Here is a 16194-nt window from a genome sequence, read left to right as displayed (position 1 = left end):
TCACGTTAAATATACAAATCATAAACCAATTACTATAGCTTCATATGATAAATCAGAAAAAACTGTAGAGTAAATTCTCTACAGTTTAAATCAAAAATCTTCTTAATATTTACGAAAACGTTGATAGCGTTGTTCGATCAATTCTTCGGTGGGTTTCTGGCAAAGTTCGGTCAGTTTTTCGATCAATGCTTTTTGCATCATGCGAGCGACTTTTTCTTTGCTTAACGGCTCCCCGTTGAATGTTTCTGGAATCACGCGATCGATGACGTCTAATTCTAATAATTCACCAGCGGCAACTTTCATCAATTCAGCGGCTTCAGCAGCTCGGCTGCCGTCTTTCCAAAGAATCGAAGCAAATCCTTCTGGTGATAAAACTGCATAGATCGTTTGTTCTAACATCCAGACTTCATCGGCTAACGCCAAGGCTAATGCCCCTCCACTACCGCCTTCACCAATAATGATACTGATGATCGGTACCTTCAAATCAGACATTTCTAACAGATTACGGGCAATCGCTTCTCCTTCGCCACGTTCTTCTGCGCCGATCCCACAATAGGCACCCGCTGTATTGATCAACGTAATGACCGGACGATTGAATTTTTCTGCTTGTTTCATCAAACGTAGTGCTTTACGGTAACCTTCTGGATGAGGAGAACCGAAATTCCGACGAATGTTTTCTTGCAAGTCTCGGCCTTTTTGGATACCAATGACAGTCACTGGTTTGCCGGCTAATTTCGCCACTCCTCCAACGACAGCTTCATCATCACCAAATAAGCGATCACCATGAAACTCTTGGAAGCCTTCAAAAATCGTTTCAAAGAAATCAAGACTTGTCCAACGATCTTTTGCACGTGCCAGTTGGACGATATCATGAGCTGTTTTATTCATGGTTGATCCATCCTTTCTGCGTATGCAATTCTAGTAATTGATGGATCGTCTGCTTGAGTTCTTTTCTTGGAACGATTTGATCCACAAAACCATGCTCGAGTAAAAACTCAGCTTTTTGGAAGTCTTCAGGTAGTTCCTGTTTGATCGTTTGTTCGATCACTCGGCGTCCCGCAAAGCCGATCAAGCTTTGTGGTTCAGCTAAGATGACATCCCCTTCCATCGCAAAGCTGGCAGTGACTCCTCCAGTCGTTGGATCTGTCAATACCGTCAAGTAAAATAGCTGCTTGTTGCTGTGACGTTTGACAGCTGCTGAGATCTTGGCCATTTGCATCAGAGAAAAGATGCCTTCTTGCATACGAGCGCCTCCAGAGGCAGTAAATAATACGACAGGCAATTGTTTCGCCGCGGCACGTTCAAATAAGCGTGTGATTTTTTCGCCCACGATCGTTCCCATGCTTCCCATGATAAAATTAGGGTCCATGACACCGATAGCAAATGGAATGCCTTCGATGGTCGCTTGACCAGTTAAAACTGCTTCATGTAAGCCAGTCTTTTCTTGCATCTTGCTGATTTTTTTTTGATAATCAGGAAAATCAAGTGGATCTTTGGTGACCAAGTTCGTATCCCATTCTTCTAAACTTTTCTCATCGATGATCAGCGCTAATCGTTGCCACGCACCGATCCTAAAATTGTAACTGCAATGTGGACAAACTTTTTCTTCACCAATATCTTTCGTATAGATAATATGCTTACAATTGGGACATTTCGCCCACATATTATCAGGGACCGACGGCGCATTTGTTGGCTTGATTTCTCGATTAGGATTGATTCGAATGTATTTTTTCTTTTTGAATAAAGCCATCTTATTCGTCTCCTATCTCCGTCTCGGGAATCCAATTCGGTAAAAATTCTTCTTGTAAGAATGCGGTACTGTAATCTCCGGCAATCACTGCTGGATGACTGATCAGATCCATTTGGAACTCGGCATTCGTGATCACCCCATCGGTCACGATCTCGCTCAACGCTCGTTGCATTTTCATCAACGCATCAAAACGTGTGTCGCCATGTACGATGACTTTAGCAATCATCGAATCGTAATAAGGAGGGATCGTGTAGCCTGAATAAACTGCGCTGTCTACCCGTAAGCCCATACCGCCAGCTGGCAGTAATAGATCATTGATTTTCCCTGGTGAAGGAGCGAAATGGAACGCTGGATTTTCTGCATTGATCCGGCATTCGATGGCATGTCCTTGAAAAACGATCTCTTCTTGTTGGATCTCTAATGGACGTCCAGCCGCAATCTCGATTTGTTTTTTGACTAAATCGATATTTGTGACCATTTCAGTTACTGGATGTTCGACTTGGATGCGGGTATTCATTTCCATGAAATAAAATTCACCGGATTCATCCATCAGAAATTCGATCGTCCCTGCATTTTCATAGTTCACTGCCTTTGCAGCACGTACTGCGGCAGATCCTAAATGATTTCGTTTTTCTACAGAAATCACCACAGACGGGGATTCTTCTAATACTTTTTGGTTGTTCCGTTGCAATGAACAATCGCGTTCGCCTAGATGCAGAACGTGCCCAAATTGGTCACCCAATACTTGGACTTCAATATGTCTTGCGGGATAAATGATTTTTTCTAGATACATTTCATCGTTACCAAAAGCTGCTGCTGCCTCTTGTTGGGCAGATGAAAAATGTTGTGGTAACTCTTCTTTTGATAAAACTTTACGGATTCCCTTACCACCACCACCAGCGGCGGCTTTGAGCATCACTGGATAGCCGATTTTTTCTGCTACTTCAAGTGCTTCTTCAACAGTCGACAGCACACCATCACTACCTGGGATCACTGGGACATTGGCTTGTTGCATCAACTGGCGTGCGTTGATTTTATTCCCCATGTCATCGATCGTTTTGCTTTTAGGTCCAATAAAGACGATATTACATTCTTCACACATCGAAGCAAATCGACTATTCTCAGACAAGAAACCAAATCCAGGATGGATGGCTTCTGCTTTTGTTACGATGGCTGCACTTAAAACTGCTTGTACATTCAAATATGAATCAGTCGCTCTTGCAGGACCGATACAGATTGCTTCATCTGCTAATTGTGTGTGTAATGCCTCCGCATCCGCTTCAGAATAGACCGCAACGGTTTGGATTCCAAGCTCACGGCAGGCACGAATGATCCGTACGGCTATTTCGCCGCGATTTGCTATCAAGACTTTTGAAAACATAACTCACCTATCCAATCATAAAGGTTAATTCAGCTTCAGCAACTTTTTTGCCATCCACTTTTGCAATTCCTTTGCCTATTCCTGCAGAAGATTTGATTTTAGTGATTTCGACTTCTAACATCAACGTATCTCCAGGAGTCACTTTTTTACGAAACTTGGCTTTATCTAATCCGCCAAAGTAAGCAGTTTTTCCTTTGAACTGTTCCAATGATAAGAGGGCAACTGCTCCTGCTTGAGCCATTGCTTCAACGATCAAGACACCTGGCATAACAGGCTCTTCTGGAAAATGTCCTTGGAAAAAAGGTTCATTGATGGTCACATTTTTTTTGGCTACGATCCGCTCGCCTTCGACCATTTCTTCCACTCGATCGATCAGTAATAATGGATAACGATGAGGGATAATTTTTTTGATTTCTTGAATGTTCATAGGTCTAGTTCTCCTTGCCTTAATTTGGTTGAACGATAAAGAGTGGTTGTCCGTATTCTACGACCTCTTCATTGTCGATCAAGATTGCTGCGATTTCACCGTCTACGTCACTCGTTACTTCGTTCATCAATTTCATCGCTTCGATGATACAGATCACTTCGCCTTTTGTGACTTTGTCTCCCACCTTTTTAAAAGCTGGTTTATCAGGAGAGGGTTGTAAATAGACGATTCCTACGATCGGTGATTTTACTTCCACACCGTCGACTATTGGTGCAGCTACAACTTCTTGCTGAGTAGAACTGCTTTCTTCTTTTGCTGCAACTGGGGCAGCTGGTTGTGGTTGTGGTTCAGAAAACATGGGTGTCGGAACGGGTTGCCCCATTCCTCGACTCATTTCATTTTTATTCATATATAATTCAAATTGTCCGTCTTTCAAGTCAAATTCTGTTAACGTGGATTGATCAAATTGACTGACTAATTCTTTGATTTCATTGATCTTCAACATTATTCCTCCCAGCGTTTCATACATAGCACAGCGTTATGTCCACCGAAGCCTAATGAATTACTCATAGCATAAGATAGTTCGGCTTCTTTGCTTTCATTGATCACCACATTTAAATCAATTTCAGGATCTTGTTTCTCTACATTGATATTTGGTGGAATGAACTGATGCTCTAACGCAAGCAATGTCGCAAGTGCCTCGATTCCTCCAGCGGCCCCTAATAAATGCCCAGTCATCGATTTCGTACTGCTGACATAGGTTTCTCTGAATGATTCCCCTAAAGCGATTTGGATTGCTTTTGCTTCTGCTTGGTCGTTGGCAGGTGTACTTGTTCCATGCGCATTGATGTATCCTACTTCTTTCGCATCGATTCCTGCTTCTTCCATTGCTAGTTTCATTGCTTTAGATGCGCCAGAACCATCTGGTGTTGGAGCTGTCATATGGTAGGCATCACAATTTGAGCCATATCCAACGACTTCACCATAGATTTTTGCGCCGCGAGCTTGTGCGTGTTCCAATGATTCTAGAACTAACACACCGGCTCCTTCACCCATGACGAAACCATTACGGCCTTCGTCAAACGGAATCGAACCACGTGCTGGATCTGTTGATTCGGATAGAGCAGTCAATGCTGCAAATCCGGCGATCCCCATCTCACAGATCGTTGCTTCTGTCCCACCTGCAAGGATGATATCTGAATAGCCATGTTTGATATTACGGAAAGCTTCTCCAATGGCATTCGTTCCACTGGCACATGCGGTCACGATCGACGTACAAATGCCTTTAGCACCTACACGTAAGGCAATATTCCCAGCTGCCATGTTAGCGATGGACATTGGAACAAACATAGGTGAAACGCGGTTTGGTCCTTTGTCATGCATCCGGATGACTTGACTTTCAATCGTTGGTAATCCACCGATCCCAGAGCCGACAATAACACCAAAACGATCTTGGTTGATTGCTTCTTTTTCGATCCCGCTCATTGCTAATGCTTCCATTGCGGCATAAATACCATAAATTGAAAACATATCCATCCGTTTGCTGTCTTTTTTTACAAAATATTTATCAAAAGGAAAGTCTTTGACTTCACCTGCTAATGTGATACCTGTTTCTGACGCATCAAATTTTGTGATCGGTGCAATACCATTCGTTCCAGCTTTTAAACTAGCTAAAAAACTTTCTGCATCATTCCCGATCGGTGAAGTGACTCCATAACCTGTGATTACTACTCGATTCATTAATTTTCCTCCCTATCCGTGCATGACCAATCCGCCGTCAACATTGATGACTTGACCTGTGATATACGAACTTTTCGCTAAGAACAGTGCGGCTTCCGCAATGTCTTCTACTTGGCCAAAACGTTGCATTGGAATTTGTTTTTCTGCTTGCTCTCTTACTTTCTCAGATAGGACATCTGTCATATCCGTAGTAACAAAACCAGGCGCAATCACATTACAAGTGATTCCTCTTGTCGCAACTTCTCGTGCCACCGATTTAGTAAAACCGACAACACCTGCTTTACTCGCTGCATAATTGGCTTGGCCTAAGTTACCGATCAATCCAGAAACACTTGAAAGATTGATGATTGCTCCTTCTCTTTTTTTCATCATTTTTTTCAACACGTGCTGTGTCATATTGAAAGTGCCTGTTAAATTGATATCTAAACATTTCTTGAAATCATCTGCATCCATACGTAAGACAAGTTTATCATTAGTAACTCCAGCGTTATTCACCAGAATATCGACAGAACCCAATTGCTTTTCTGCTTCTTTGATCATCTCTCCTGCTTTATCATAATCGGAGATATCGCCTGAGATCCCCACGCACTCCACACCGTATGCCTTGATTGCATCGATTTTTTCGGCTGGGATCTCTCCACGACCGTTTAGGAAGATATTTGCCCCTGCTTTGGCAAAAGCTAAAGCAATGGCTTCGCCAATTCCTCGTGTACTGCCTGTAATAAACACATTTTTTCCAGTTACGTCCATAACTTGCCTCCTATGACAATTGATTGATTGTTTCTTCGAATGTTTGCTGATTTTCAACACGTGTGACTGCGATCGATTTGTCGATCTTTTTCATAAAACCACTTAAGACTTTACCTGGTCCGACCTCAACGACTTGTTCGATCCCTAAGTCTTTGAGTTTTTCGATACTTTCATAGAAGCGAACAGGTTTCATCACTTGTTGTTCAAGTAAAGCTGGGATACTTTCCTTTGTCATGATCTCCGTTGTTGTATTACTGATCACTGGGATCTTAGGTTCCGAAAAAGCGATTTTGCTTAGTTCTTCTGCTAGCTGTCTAGCAGCTGGTTCCAAGATGGCTGTGTGGAAAGGACCACTGACATTCAGTGGAATCATCCGTTTGATGCCTTGTTCTTTTAGTAAAGCAACCGCTTGATCCACTGCTTTTTCTTCACCACCAATGACGATCTGCTGTGGGGTGTTGTAATTTGCTGGTGAAACGATCCCTATTTGTTCTGCCTGTTTACAACAGTCTTCGATCACGTCTGCCGGTGCATTCATGACTGCGACCATTTTTCCACTACCTGTTGGTGCAGCGGCGGTCATGAACGTACCTCTTTTTTCGACTAACGCCACGGCTTCTCTAAAGGAAAGAGCGCCACTTGCCACTAATGCAGAATATTCACCTAAACTAAGTCCCAAGACAGCCTGAGGAGTGATTCCACGTTCTACTAATAAACGATAAAAGGCAATGCTGACAGTCAAAATAGCAGGCTGTGTATAGACCGTTTGATCTAAACGATCATTTGTTGAAAAACAAAGCTCTGCCATATCATAGCCTAAGATCTCACTTGCTTCATCAAAGGTCTTTTTCACGATTGGCTCATGGTAGAGGTCTTGACCCATTCCTTGGTATTGTGCACCTTGTCCACTAAATAAAAATGCTGTTTTCATCATCGTTCTCCTATTTATATTCAGGATAAATATCTTCTTTTCATTTAAAAAAAGGCTAAGACACTCCTTTTTCGGAAAATGTCCCAGCCCCCAACCTAATCTTGATGATTATGCAGTTTGTTTTTCAACATAAGTGACTAAATCTTGAACTGTTTTGATGCCATCTTCTGTTTCGATTTTCACATCAAATTCATCTTCGATCTCGTTGATGATTTGGAATAAATCCAAGCTATCTGCTTCAAGGTCTTCTTGGATGTTTGTCGTTAATTTGATTTCTTCTGCGTCTTTCCCTAATTCTTCCGCAATGATTTCTTGAATTTTTTCGAATACCATATGATAATTCCTCCGATATTGTTTCTTTTTTATATTTTTATTTTTATCAGTTTATAGTTCCATGAGGATACTTCCCCATGTCAATCCTCCACCATAACCTGTAAATACCACTTTTTGTTTTTGTCCTAATGTGATTGCTCCGCTTTCTACTGCCTCATCTAAAAGAATCGGGATGCTTGCTGCGGAAGTATTACCGTATTTATCCATGTTCGTTAGAAACTGCTCTTGTGGGACTTTGACCTTACGAGCAATCTTTTCGATGATTCGCAAATTTGCTTGATGCAAAAGCAGATAATCAACAGCTGTGCCTTGAATGATCTCTTTGATGTTCATCGCAACGTCTCTTACAGCAAAATCAAAAATATCTCGTCCGACCATTTTTAAATAGTAAGAACCTTCTGAATCTTCCGTGTATAAAGGCGAATGATTTGGCAGATAACCGGAAGTGAGGGATTGCGCACGCGAGCCATCTGCCGCTAGCGATTCTCTCAATAATTTTTGTTCTGGTCCGGCTTCTAATAAAATGCCTCCTGCACCATCACCAAACAAAACAGCGGTTGAACGATCTGTCCAATCGATCAGTTTGGATAATGTTTCGCCGCCAATCACTAAACCCTTCATTGAGCCGCAGCGAATCAACTTCTCTGCTACACTCAATGCATAAACAAATCCCGAACAAGCTGCGCTGATATCAAAAGCGATTGCTTTTGTTGCGCCGATCCTACCTTGAACTAAGGTCGCTACAGATGGGGATGTATAATCGGGCGACATCGTAGCTACGATGATAAAATCAAGTTCATTCGGATCAAGTGCTCTTTTTTTTAGCAATTTTTTGGCAACGAGGTAACACAAATCGGAAGTTTCCTGGTCGGTTACACAATGTCTCTCCTTGATTCCTGTACGTGATGAGATCCACTCATCCGAAGTGTCCATCATTTTTGAGAGATCATCATTTGTGATGATTTTTTCCGGTAAGACACTTGCCGTTGCTGTGATCGTTCCAAATTGTTCCATTAAACTTCCTCACTTGTAATCTCGCAAGAAATCATGCAAGTTTTTCAATGCAGACAGCAAAGCTTGTTGTTCGTCGGCAGCCAGACCGTCTATGATGTTTTTGACCATTTCACGATGGAAATGCTGATGCACGCGGTAAAGCAGCTTTCCTTTTTTTGTTAACCCCAGCTTCACCACTCGTCGGTCGTCTTCACTACGGATACGCTCAACATAGCCTTTTCTAACTAACTTGTTGATAGCAGTGGTCAAGGTCCCAACAGTAATCGACAGTTCTTTGGCTACTTCTGAAGTTGTCTTTTTCTTGTACATACCGATTGCCTCGATCGTATGCATCTCTGTAATCGACAGATCTTTGAATTGTGACTTTTTTAATTCAGATTCTTCGATCGTCAAAATATCATTGAAGACACTAACGAGATAATCATTTACTGTATTAAAATCAGGTTCCATGTTCCACCATCCACTAAAATTAGTTTGATTATCAAATCTTTTGATGTTCAAACTATATCTTAACTTTTTTCAAAATGCAACCTTTTCACTAGATTTTTTTGCATTATTAATTTTTTTTAATTTTATTTTCATGACAAAAAGCCTTACTACCAGCATTTGTTTATCAAACAATTAAAATCAGGTTCCAAAAAAATATTTTGATTATCAAAGTATCTCTTTAATTTATTTTTAAAATATCATAGCTTATATTGTTCATTTTCGTAAATCTGTTATAATCTTTTTGATTTCAATTTCAACTAGAGGAGCACTTATGCAACCAAAAGAGAAAGTAAAAAACCTCCCTTTATTACCTGGGGTTTACTTAATGAAAAATAGTGAAGGAAAAATCATTTATGTAGGTAAAGCGAAAAATCTAAAAAATCGTGTAAGTACGTATTTTTATCAAAATAAACAACACTCAAAAAAAGTCTTGCGCTTAGTTCGTTCGATTGCCGATTTTGAGGTCGTTGTCGTCGATACAGAACTAGATGCTCTATTGTTAGAGTGTCAATTGATCCAACACTATCGTCCAATCTACAACCGACAAATGAATTATTTCGATAACTACAACTACTTACATATCCAACCTGATGGCCTTTCTCTCACGAATGTACCCACTGCAAGAACTTACGGTCCGTTTCGACTTTACAAAAAAATGCCGAGTATCCTTCGCATCATCGAAGAAAACTATCAAATGCCGTGGCTTTCTGAAATCAGTCATTTAGCCTTACAAGCCCAACTTCCAGAATTGAAGGATTGGACTTTTGAACAAAAGAAGAAAGAGATCCAAGGGTTGTTACAAGGGAGAAATAAGAAATTGATCAGCTATTTAAAAAAACGTCAATTGCATTTCATTGAACAACTAAATTTTGAAAAGGCGGCTATTCTTCAAAGGGATATTGAATTGGTCACCTATTTTACACGTAGGGTACAAGAACAAAAAAAGTTTTTGCGTACGCCGAGAATCACGCTGAGCATGCCGTTAGCTAGCGATGAATCCAAGATGAAGCATTTCCTGATCTGCTATGGTCAAGTGGCTGATACAGCGATTACAGAGCCAGGACAAGCACCTCATTTCTACTATGAAAAAGATAATACGTTGTCACTCAAGCGTCAACTATCTCAAGCGGAAATCGATCCTGTTCAGATCTTGATCAGTTATCAGCGTAAATTAGTCAAAGCCGAACAACAAATAAAAAAAGAGTCTGGAATCCAACCAATCGGCTGAATTCCAGGCTCTTTTAGCTAGCTCGAAATCTTATTGAATCAAATCATAGATCTCCATCGCAACGATATCGACATTGTCGAATTCGTATTGTTGATGTGTGTCTGTCTCAGTAAGTTCAAATGTTTCGGTCGCTTTATCATAAGTCACGGTACATTTTTCTACGCCTTCTTTTTCAAAGCGACGAACTTGCAGTTCATTGTCTGCTGATTCGACCATAGCCTCCAGTCGTTTAATGATTGCGACTAATTGTGAATGTGCCATCGGAGGTCCTCCTTTTCTTAGTTCTGTTATATTGTATCAAAAGCATCGTCGACTTGCATTGATTTTCTCCAAAAAAACTGGTTTTTTAAGATTTTTTTTTCGGCTGCTTTCCATCTTCCCACCAAAGCTTGATCAAGGCTTGTGTTCCGTCATTCTCAAAACCCTTTTTCGCTAGCTGTTCATATAGTTTTCGGGCTTCTTTTGTCGCCGGTAAATCCAGTCCTAATTTTTCTGCTTCTGCCAAAGCGATCGTCAAATCTTTGATAAAATGTTTGACAAAAAAACCAGGCGAATAATTTTCCTGTAAAATACGTGGCGCATAATTGCTCAATGACCAATTGGCTGCACTGCCACCTGAAAGTGTAGCGATGACTTTTTCTAAGTCTAAACCAGCTTCTTGCGCATAAACAAGCATTTCTGTCATGCCAGTCATCGTACCAGCGATCATGATTTGGTTTGCCATTTTTGTATGCTGCCCTTTTCCAGCTGAGCCATGCAACGTAAATGTCGTTCCAAACTCTCGGAATAACGGTAATATTTCCTCGTAGACATGCTCTTTTCCGCCGACCATGATCGTCAAAGTACCATTCTTAGCACCTAGATCGCCCCCTGAAACTGGTGCATCTAATGCTTCTGCTCCTAGCTCTTGCGCGCTTGTTGCAATCTTTTCTGCAAGTGTTGGAGTACTTGTCGTCAAATCAACGACTGTTTTACCGCTCAATCCAGCTCGGAAAATCCCTTTTTCACCATAATAGATTTCTTCTACATCTTGAGGATAGCCAACCATCGTAAAGACGACTTGGCTTGTTTCAGCTACCTGTTGCGGACTATCCGCCCAAGTTGCTCCTTCTTCGACGAGTGGTTCTGCTTTTGCTTTTGTGCGATTATAAACAGTAAGTTCATGACCTGCTTTTTGTAAATGACGAACGATCGCAGTTCCCATAACTCCTGTGCCGATAAAACCAATTTTCATCTTGTGCCCTCCTAAACGATAAAATCCTTGTTTCTATGCTAGTATACGCTAGAAACAAGGATTTTTTTAGAATTATTCACTGTTTTTTTATCTTTTGAAGGAATTTAATTTAATTTTAATTCGTTCGATCGATGCTTCTTCTTCTTTTTTACGCATTTCTTCTTTGTAATAAACAAGCATATCTTCATAAAATTCGATCATTGATTGGCCGAAATGAGTAGCTGAGATCTCAAAAAGTTTTTTCTCGAAGATTTCTGGATCTTTTTCTACTTTGCTTTCAATATAATCAATAAGTGCAGGAGCAAAGTCTTCATCTCGTTCAAATGTTCGTCCAAGAGAAGCATGATCAAACAAACGATTCAAATAATCGTTTCCTTCAACAACACATGGTGTACCAGCCGCCATTGCTTCTGTGTACGTCAATCCTTGCGTTTCAGAGGTAGAAGCACATACGAAATAATCAGCCGCACGATAGTAAAATGCGACATCGTTATTATCGACTTCTCCGGTGAATTGAACTACTTCATCGAGATCCAGTGAGGTGATCAATTCTTTTAGTTGATCTACATAAGGACCTTTACCAACAATGACCAAGCGTGCCTCAGGATACTTTTCAATGACTTCTGGAAACCCTTGGATCAATGCTTGGATATTTTTTTCATAAGAAATCCGACTCAAAGACAAAATCATCAAACCATTTTCTTTGATCCCTAAAGATTCACGTAACTCGCTGGTTTGTTCTTGTGTGATTTCTGGACGTTTGAACTTATCGATGTCGATCCCTGTTGGTATCACTCGCAATGGCGCTGTCACGCCATAGCTACGCAACGTTTCGATCACACGCTCACTCGGACAAACGACACCTGTCGTATGATTCACAAATAACCGTGACAAGTATTTGACATGGGATTGTCGAATCACTTTTCCTTTTGCAATGTAGTGGAGATAATCTTCATACATCGTGTGATACGTATGGATCGATGGGATTTTTAATTTTTTGGCCACCATCTTTCCAAGAATGCCAGCACCAAATTCAGTGTGCGTATGGATCAGATCTAATTCTAACTCTTTCGCTACTAAATAGGCATACCACATTCCACGTACCACGACTCGTCGTTCTTTGAATGATACAAATGGAACACTCGGCATACGGATCACATCTTTTTCTAACTTGTCTGCATTAGGGTCTGTTGTCGTAAATATATAGACGTCATGCCCCATTTTTTCGAGTTCTTCTTTCAATGTCTTGATCGATGTAGCTACGCCACTTACCTGCGGAAAATAGGTATCGGTAAAAAAGCCGATTTTCATCTTTTTTCGCCTCCAAACTACCTTTTATTTTGATTCTTCCATTTGTTCACTTGAAGAATCAGATGCTTTCAACACTTCTTCATAGACCGATTGAAGCTGCTCACCAATTCTTTCGATACTTCGTTCTTCAGCCGTTCGATAGCCAGCTTCGACTACGCTAGGAACTTCTTGTTGTACGATTTTTTGAATCAGTTCACAAAACTCTTCATTGTTTCGTCCCATATAACAATTTTTTTGATCTTCGAGCCAACCTTCATAGACAGGGATATCACGTACTAACACATTTTGTTTACTTGCTAAAGCTTCAAGCACTACGATTCCTTCTGTTTCTTCATAAGAAGGGAAAAAGAATAAATCCGCTCCTGAATAAGCGCCCTCGATGATCTCCCCTCGAATGTAGCCTGGAAAAATAACATTATCGGGATGATCTTCTTTTACGATTTTACGGATGTTGCTTGGGATCGAATACATTGGCACATGACCAAACCAGATAAATGTATAGTCTGGCATCTGTTTTGCTATTTCAACAAAATCAATGATTCCTTTTCTTGCAAAAAAGAGTCCAACACAAATGATTACTTTTTGATCAGGTAACAGATTGAAATACTGCCTAAATTTTTGTTCTTTGACAGGATCAGGCTGATATTTCTCTAAATCGATCCCATTGGAGATTGATTGGATAGGCAAATCGATCCCATAACTTTTCAGTAATTTTTTTGAATAAGGAGTTGGTGTGATCAAGTAATCCGCCTTTTCATACAGACCAACTAAATATTTTTTTACTAACGGCGATAATTGATTCGAACCGATAAAGGAATTGCGAAAATCCTCTTCTGTTGAATGCGCATGATATATAATTTTCTTGCCGTTTCTTCGCGCTTTATTGATCATGTTATGACTATTGATACCATATGTATTGATGTGCAAAATATCATAGTCTTCCTTACTATCTAAAGTATAGGAGATCCCTACATCCTTAAGAGCACGTTTTTGATGATCAAGTGCACGACCAATGCCGGACTTAGAAAGTATCTTCTCACTTTCAAAATATAGTAATACCTTCATCTATGTTGCCCCCTTACTCTTATATTATAACACAGCCTGAAACCTGTCACTCAACCTTAAGTCCGATTTTTTCCCAACAAAGTTGTAAGATAGCGCAGAATTTAATTTTGCTTATTGCATAAAAACAAAAAAACAGGCACAGCCAAATACTGTACCTGTTTTAAAAAATCAAGCTAGATATTCATTGACAAGCTCTACGACTTCTTCCATTGTATCGCACTCATTAAGCGCGCGATCCGCTAGTTCAGCCATTTTGCTTGTGTCTAAACGTTTCATCAAGCTACGTGTTTTCAAGATCGATGTTGCACTCATTGAGAACTCATCTAATCCCATACCAACAAGTAAAGGAACAGCCATTTGATCGCCGGCCATTTCTCCACACATACCAGCCCATTTACCTTCAGCATGTGCTGCATCAATGACGTTTTTGATCAAACGTAGGATTGATGGGTTGTATGGTTGGTACAAGTATGAAACACGTTCGTTCATACGGTCAGCTGCCATTGTGTATTGGATCAAGTCGTTTGTTCCTACTGAGAAGAAGTCAACTTCTTTAGCAAATTTATCCGCAATAACGGCTGCAGCTGGAATCTCGATCATGATCCCTACTTGGATCGAATCAGAAACTTCAATGCCTTCATTTACTAATTTTTGTTTTTCTTCTTCAAAGATTGCTTTTGCACTACGGAATTCTTTTAGTGTAGCAACCATTGGGAACATGATACGCAAGTTTCCATGAACAGAGGCGCGTAACAACGCACGCATTTGCGTACGGAACATGTCGTCACCTTGTTCTGACAAGCTGATACGTAATGCACGGTATCCTAAGAACGGATTCATCTCATGCGGCAATTGCAAGTATGGTAGTTCTTTATCTCCACCGATATCCATTGTACGAACAACGACAGGTTTTCCTTCCATTCCTTCCAATACTGCTTTATAAGCAACATATTGGTCTTCTTCAGTAGGAAAATCTGGTGAATCCATATAAAGGAACTCAGTACGGTAAAGTCCAACTGCTTCGCCTCCATTGTTATGCACACCGACTAAGTCTTTTGGTGTACCAATGTTAGCTGCTAATTCAAAGTGTTTGCCATCGGCAGTCACTGTTTCAGCATGTTTCAGTTTTTCCCATTCTGCTTTTTGTGCAGCATAATCTGCACCGATTTTTTCAAATTCAGCTTTTTGTTCTGCTGTTGGATCAATGACTACATCGCCTTCGATTCCGTTAACAGCTAACATTACGCCTTCTTTCACTTTCGCAGTGATCTCTTTTGTTCCAACGATTGCTGGGATTTCAAGAGAACGAGCCATGATCGCAGAATGCGATGTACGTCCACCGATATCTGTTACAAAAGCTTTTACGAAGTTACGATCTAATTGTGCAGTGTCACTTGGCGTCAAATCATGTGCCACGACAACTACTTCTTCATTGATCATTGAAGGGTTTGGTAAAGTCACACCTAGTAGATGTGCTAAAATACGTTTTGCAACGTCACGAATATCTGCTGCACGTTCTTGCATGTAAGCATTATCTTCCATTGCTTCGAACATACCGATATACATATCAGTTACTTCTTTAAGAGCAGATTCAGCATTTACGCTGTTATCTTTGATGTTTTGTTTGATTTGACCTATCATTTCAGGATCTGAAAGAACCATTAAATGTGCGTCAAATACTTGCGCTTCTGCTTCACCTAAGCTTTGCGCTGCTTTTTCACGAATTTGTTGTAATTCTTCAGTTGATTTTGCTAAAGCACCATCTAAACGAGCTTCTTCAGCTGAAGTATCCTCAACTGTCGTCTTACTGAATGATAAATCCGGTTGAACTAGCAGGTAAGCTTTTGCAACGGCTACTCCGTCACTAGCGGCGATCCCTTTTAGCATTTCAACCATTATTCAGATAAGCCTTCTTTCTTCATTGTTTCAACGATAGCTGCCATAGCGTCTGCTTCGTCAGCACCTTCAGCAGTGATAGTAACATCAGAACCTTGACCTACACCTAAAGACATTACGCCCATGATAGATTTTAAGTTTACTGATTTACCTTTATACTCTAAGTTTACATCAGAGTTAAATTTGCTTGCTGTTTGTACTAATAGTGTAGCTGGACGTGCGTGGATCCCAGTTTCTGCTACTACGTGAAATTCTTTCTTTTCCATATTAATCGGTCTCCTTTAAGTGAGTGTTGTTTTTATGTGAGGGTTTTCTTTTTTAGCAATCCATGATAGAGCTAAGCAGATGAACCCTTTCATCTGTAAAGATTACCATTTTTTTTCCTTAGTTACAACAGTTTTCATTTAAATTGAGAGAAATTCCAGTAAAGTATCTTGCTGATTTATCTCATGCTTAGTTTCTATTCCTTCTGTTTTGATAGAAACCTTGTTTTTTTATCTTCGCTTGATCTTCATGATACTATTCTTCCTATAAAGTATTCGTTTTCTGTATTGTGAATTCTGAAAATTATCAGCAAATGTGGCTTGACGCCTACCTGATTTAATTTTTTCCACGATCCAAAGAATCAATTACTTGCGTCTCAGC

The 16194-nt window shown here is 40.4% G+C and carries 18 protein-coding genes; 1 reads left to right on the top strand and 17 read right to left on the bottom strand.

The window, feature by feature from the left end; all coding sequences use genetic code 11:
• Positions 1 to 102: 102 nt before the first annotated feature.
• The 11 genes from IGL24_RS04960 to fabT all read right to left on the bottom strand — a co-directional run bounded on the left by IGL24_RS04960 (position 103) and on the right by fabT (position 8776).
• On the bottom strand, positions 103 to 888 hold the full coding sequence (locus IGL24_RS04960; protein ID WP_207114990.1) for an acetyl-CoA carboxylase carboxyl transferase subunit alpha: 786 nt from the start codon (positions 886 to 888) through the stop codon (positions 103 to 105).
• Positions 881 to 1750: an acetyl-CoA carboxylase, carboxyltransferase subunit beta gene (gene accD / locus IGL24_RS04955; RefSeq protein ID WP_207114989.1), complete on the bottom strand. Its 870-nt coding sequence runs from the start codon at positions 1748 to 1750 to the stop codon at positions 881 to 883. The genes IGL24_RS04960 and accD overlap by 8 nt, the downstream gene beginning before the upstream one ends.
• Position 1751: 1 nt before the next feature.
• A complete protein-coding gene (locus tag IGL24_RS04950) occupies positions 1752 to 3131 on the bottom strand; it encodes an acetyl-CoA carboxylase biotin carboxylase subunit (protein WP_207114988.1) in 1380 nt (459 codons plus the stop codon).
• A 7-nt stretch (positions 3132 to 3138) separates the two neighbouring features.
• The gene (gene fabZ, locus IGL24_RS04945; RefSeq protein ID WP_206859602.1) at positions 3139 to 3558 is read right to left on the bottom strand and encodes a 3-hydroxyacyl-ACP dehydratase FabZ; all 420 of its coding nucleotides are present in this window, start codon (positions 3556 to 3558) and stop codon (positions 3139 to 3141) included.
• Between the two features lie 19 nt (positions 3559 to 3577).
• Entirely contained in the window at positions 3578 to 4060 is a 483-nt protein-coding gene (gene accB / locus IGL24_RS04940; RefSeq protein WP_347401502.1) for an acetyl-CoA carboxylase biotin carboxyl carrier protein, read from the bottom strand.
• A gap of 2 nt (positions 4061 to 4062) precedes the next feature.
• Positions 4063 to 5298, bottom strand: a complete 1236-nt coding sequence (gene fabF, locus IGL24_RS04935) for a beta-ketoacyl-ACP synthase II (RefSeq protein ID WP_207114986.1) — start codon at positions 5296 to 5298, stop codon at positions 4063 to 4065.
• Between the two features lie 12 nt (positions 5299 to 5310).
• Positions 5311 to 6048 carry a 3-oxoacyl-[acyl-carrier-protein] reductase gene (gene fabG / locus IGL24_RS04930; RefSeq protein ID WP_206859588.1) on the bottom strand — a complete coding sequence of 246 codons (738 nt, stop codon included), beginning with the start codon at positions 6046 to 6048 and terminating at the stop codon, positions 5311 to 5313.
• A 10-nt stretch (positions 6049 to 6058) separates the two neighbouring features.
• Positions 6059 to 6979 (bottom strand): ACP S-malonyltransferase, encoded by a 921-nt coding sequence (gene fabD / locus IGL24_RS04925; RefSeq protein WP_206859587.1) that lies wholly within the window; start codon positions 6977 to 6979, stop codon positions 6059 to 6061.
• A 108-nt stretch (positions 6980 to 7087) separates the two neighbouring features.
• The gene (locus tag IGL24_RS04920) at positions 7088 to 7312 is read right to left on the bottom strand and encodes an acyl carrier protein (protein WP_034688440.1); all 225 of its coding nucleotides are present in this window, start codon (positions 7310 to 7312) and stop codon (positions 7088 to 7090) included.
• Positions 7313 to 7363: 51 nt separating this feature from the next.
• Positions 7364 to 8326 carry a beta-ketoacyl-ACP synthase III gene (locus IGL24_RS04915; RefSeq protein WP_206859586.1) on the bottom strand — a complete coding sequence of 321 codons (963 nt, stop codon included), beginning with the start codon at positions 8324 to 8326 and terminating at the stop codon, positions 7364 to 7366.
• A gap of 9 nt (positions 8327 to 8335) precedes the next feature.
• Positions 8336 to 8776: a fatty acid biosynthesis transcriptional regulator FabT gene (fabT, locus tag IGL24_RS04910; RefSeq protein ID WP_206859584.1), complete on the bottom strand. Its 441-nt coding sequence runs from the start codon at positions 8774 to 8776 to the stop codon at positions 8336 to 8338.
• A gap of 310 nt (positions 8777 to 9086) precedes the next feature.
• Here fabT and IGL24_RS04905 point away from each other — a divergent pair, with 310 nt between their 5' ends.
• The gene (locus tag IGL24_RS04905; RefSeq protein ID WP_207700152.1) at positions 9087 to 10043 is read left to right on the top strand and encodes a GIY-YIG nuclease family protein; all 957 of its coding nucleotides are present in this window, start codon (positions 9087 to 9089) and stop codon (positions 10041 to 10043) included.
• A 30-nt stretch (positions 10044 to 10073) separates the two neighbouring features.
• Here IGL24_RS04905 and IGL24_RS04900 read toward each other — a convergent pair whose 3' ends face one another.
• The 6 genes from IGL24_RS04900 to IGL24_RS04875 all read right to left on the bottom strand — a co-directional run bounded on the left by IGL24_RS04900 (position 10074) and on the right by IGL24_RS04875 (position 15815).
• Positions 10074 to 10304, bottom strand: coding sequence for a YkuJ family protein (locus tag IGL24_RS04900; RefSeq protein ID WP_206859581.1), 231 nt, complete (start codon positions 10302 to 10304; stop codon positions 10074 to 10076).
• Positions 10305 to 10389: 85 nt separating this feature from the next.
• The gene (locus tag IGL24_RS04895; RefSeq protein WP_207700151.1) at positions 10390 to 11277 is read right to left on the bottom strand and encodes an NAD(P)-dependent oxidoreductase; all 888 of its coding nucleotides are present in this window, start codon (positions 11275 to 11277) and stop codon (positions 10390 to 10392) included.
• Between the two features lie 87 nt (positions 11278 to 11364).
• A complete protein-coding gene (locus IGL24_RS04890) occupies positions 11365 to 12588 on the bottom strand; it encodes a glycosyltransferase family 4 protein (protein WP_207700150.1) in 1224 nt (407 codons plus the stop codon).
• Between the two features lie 24 nt (positions 12589 to 12612).
• Positions 12613 to 13653: a glycosyltransferase family 4 protein gene (locus tag IGL24_RS04885; RefSeq protein WP_206859575.1), complete on the bottom strand. Its 1041-nt coding sequence runs from the start codon at positions 13651 to 13653 to the stop codon at positions 12613 to 12615.
• A 168-nt stretch (positions 13654 to 13821) separates the two neighbouring features.
• Positions 13822 to 15549: a phosphoenolpyruvate--protein phosphotransferase gene (gene ptsP / locus IGL24_RS04880; protein WP_206859573.1), complete on the bottom strand. Its 1728-nt coding sequence runs from the start codon at positions 15547 to 15549 to the stop codon at positions 13822 to 13824.
• Complete coding sequence (locus tag IGL24_RS04875) at positions 15549 to 15815, bottom strand: phosphocarrier protein HPr (RefSeq protein ID WP_002287602.1); 267 nt, start codon at positions 15813 to 15815, stop codon at positions 15549 to 15551. Before IGL24_RS04875 ends, ptsP begins: the two co-directional genes overlap by 1 nt.
• Positions 15816 to 16194: the final 379 nt, after the last annotated feature.

This window comes from Enterococcus sp. DIV2371, from assembly GCF_050498525.1.
Taxonomy (GTDB): Bacteria; Bacillota; Bacilli; order Lactobacillales; family Enterococcaceae; genus Enterococcus_B; species Enterococcus_B mangumiae.
The sequence above is the reverse complement of the archived record's forward strand: the minus strand, read 5'-3'. Positions and strand labels throughout refer to the sequence as shown.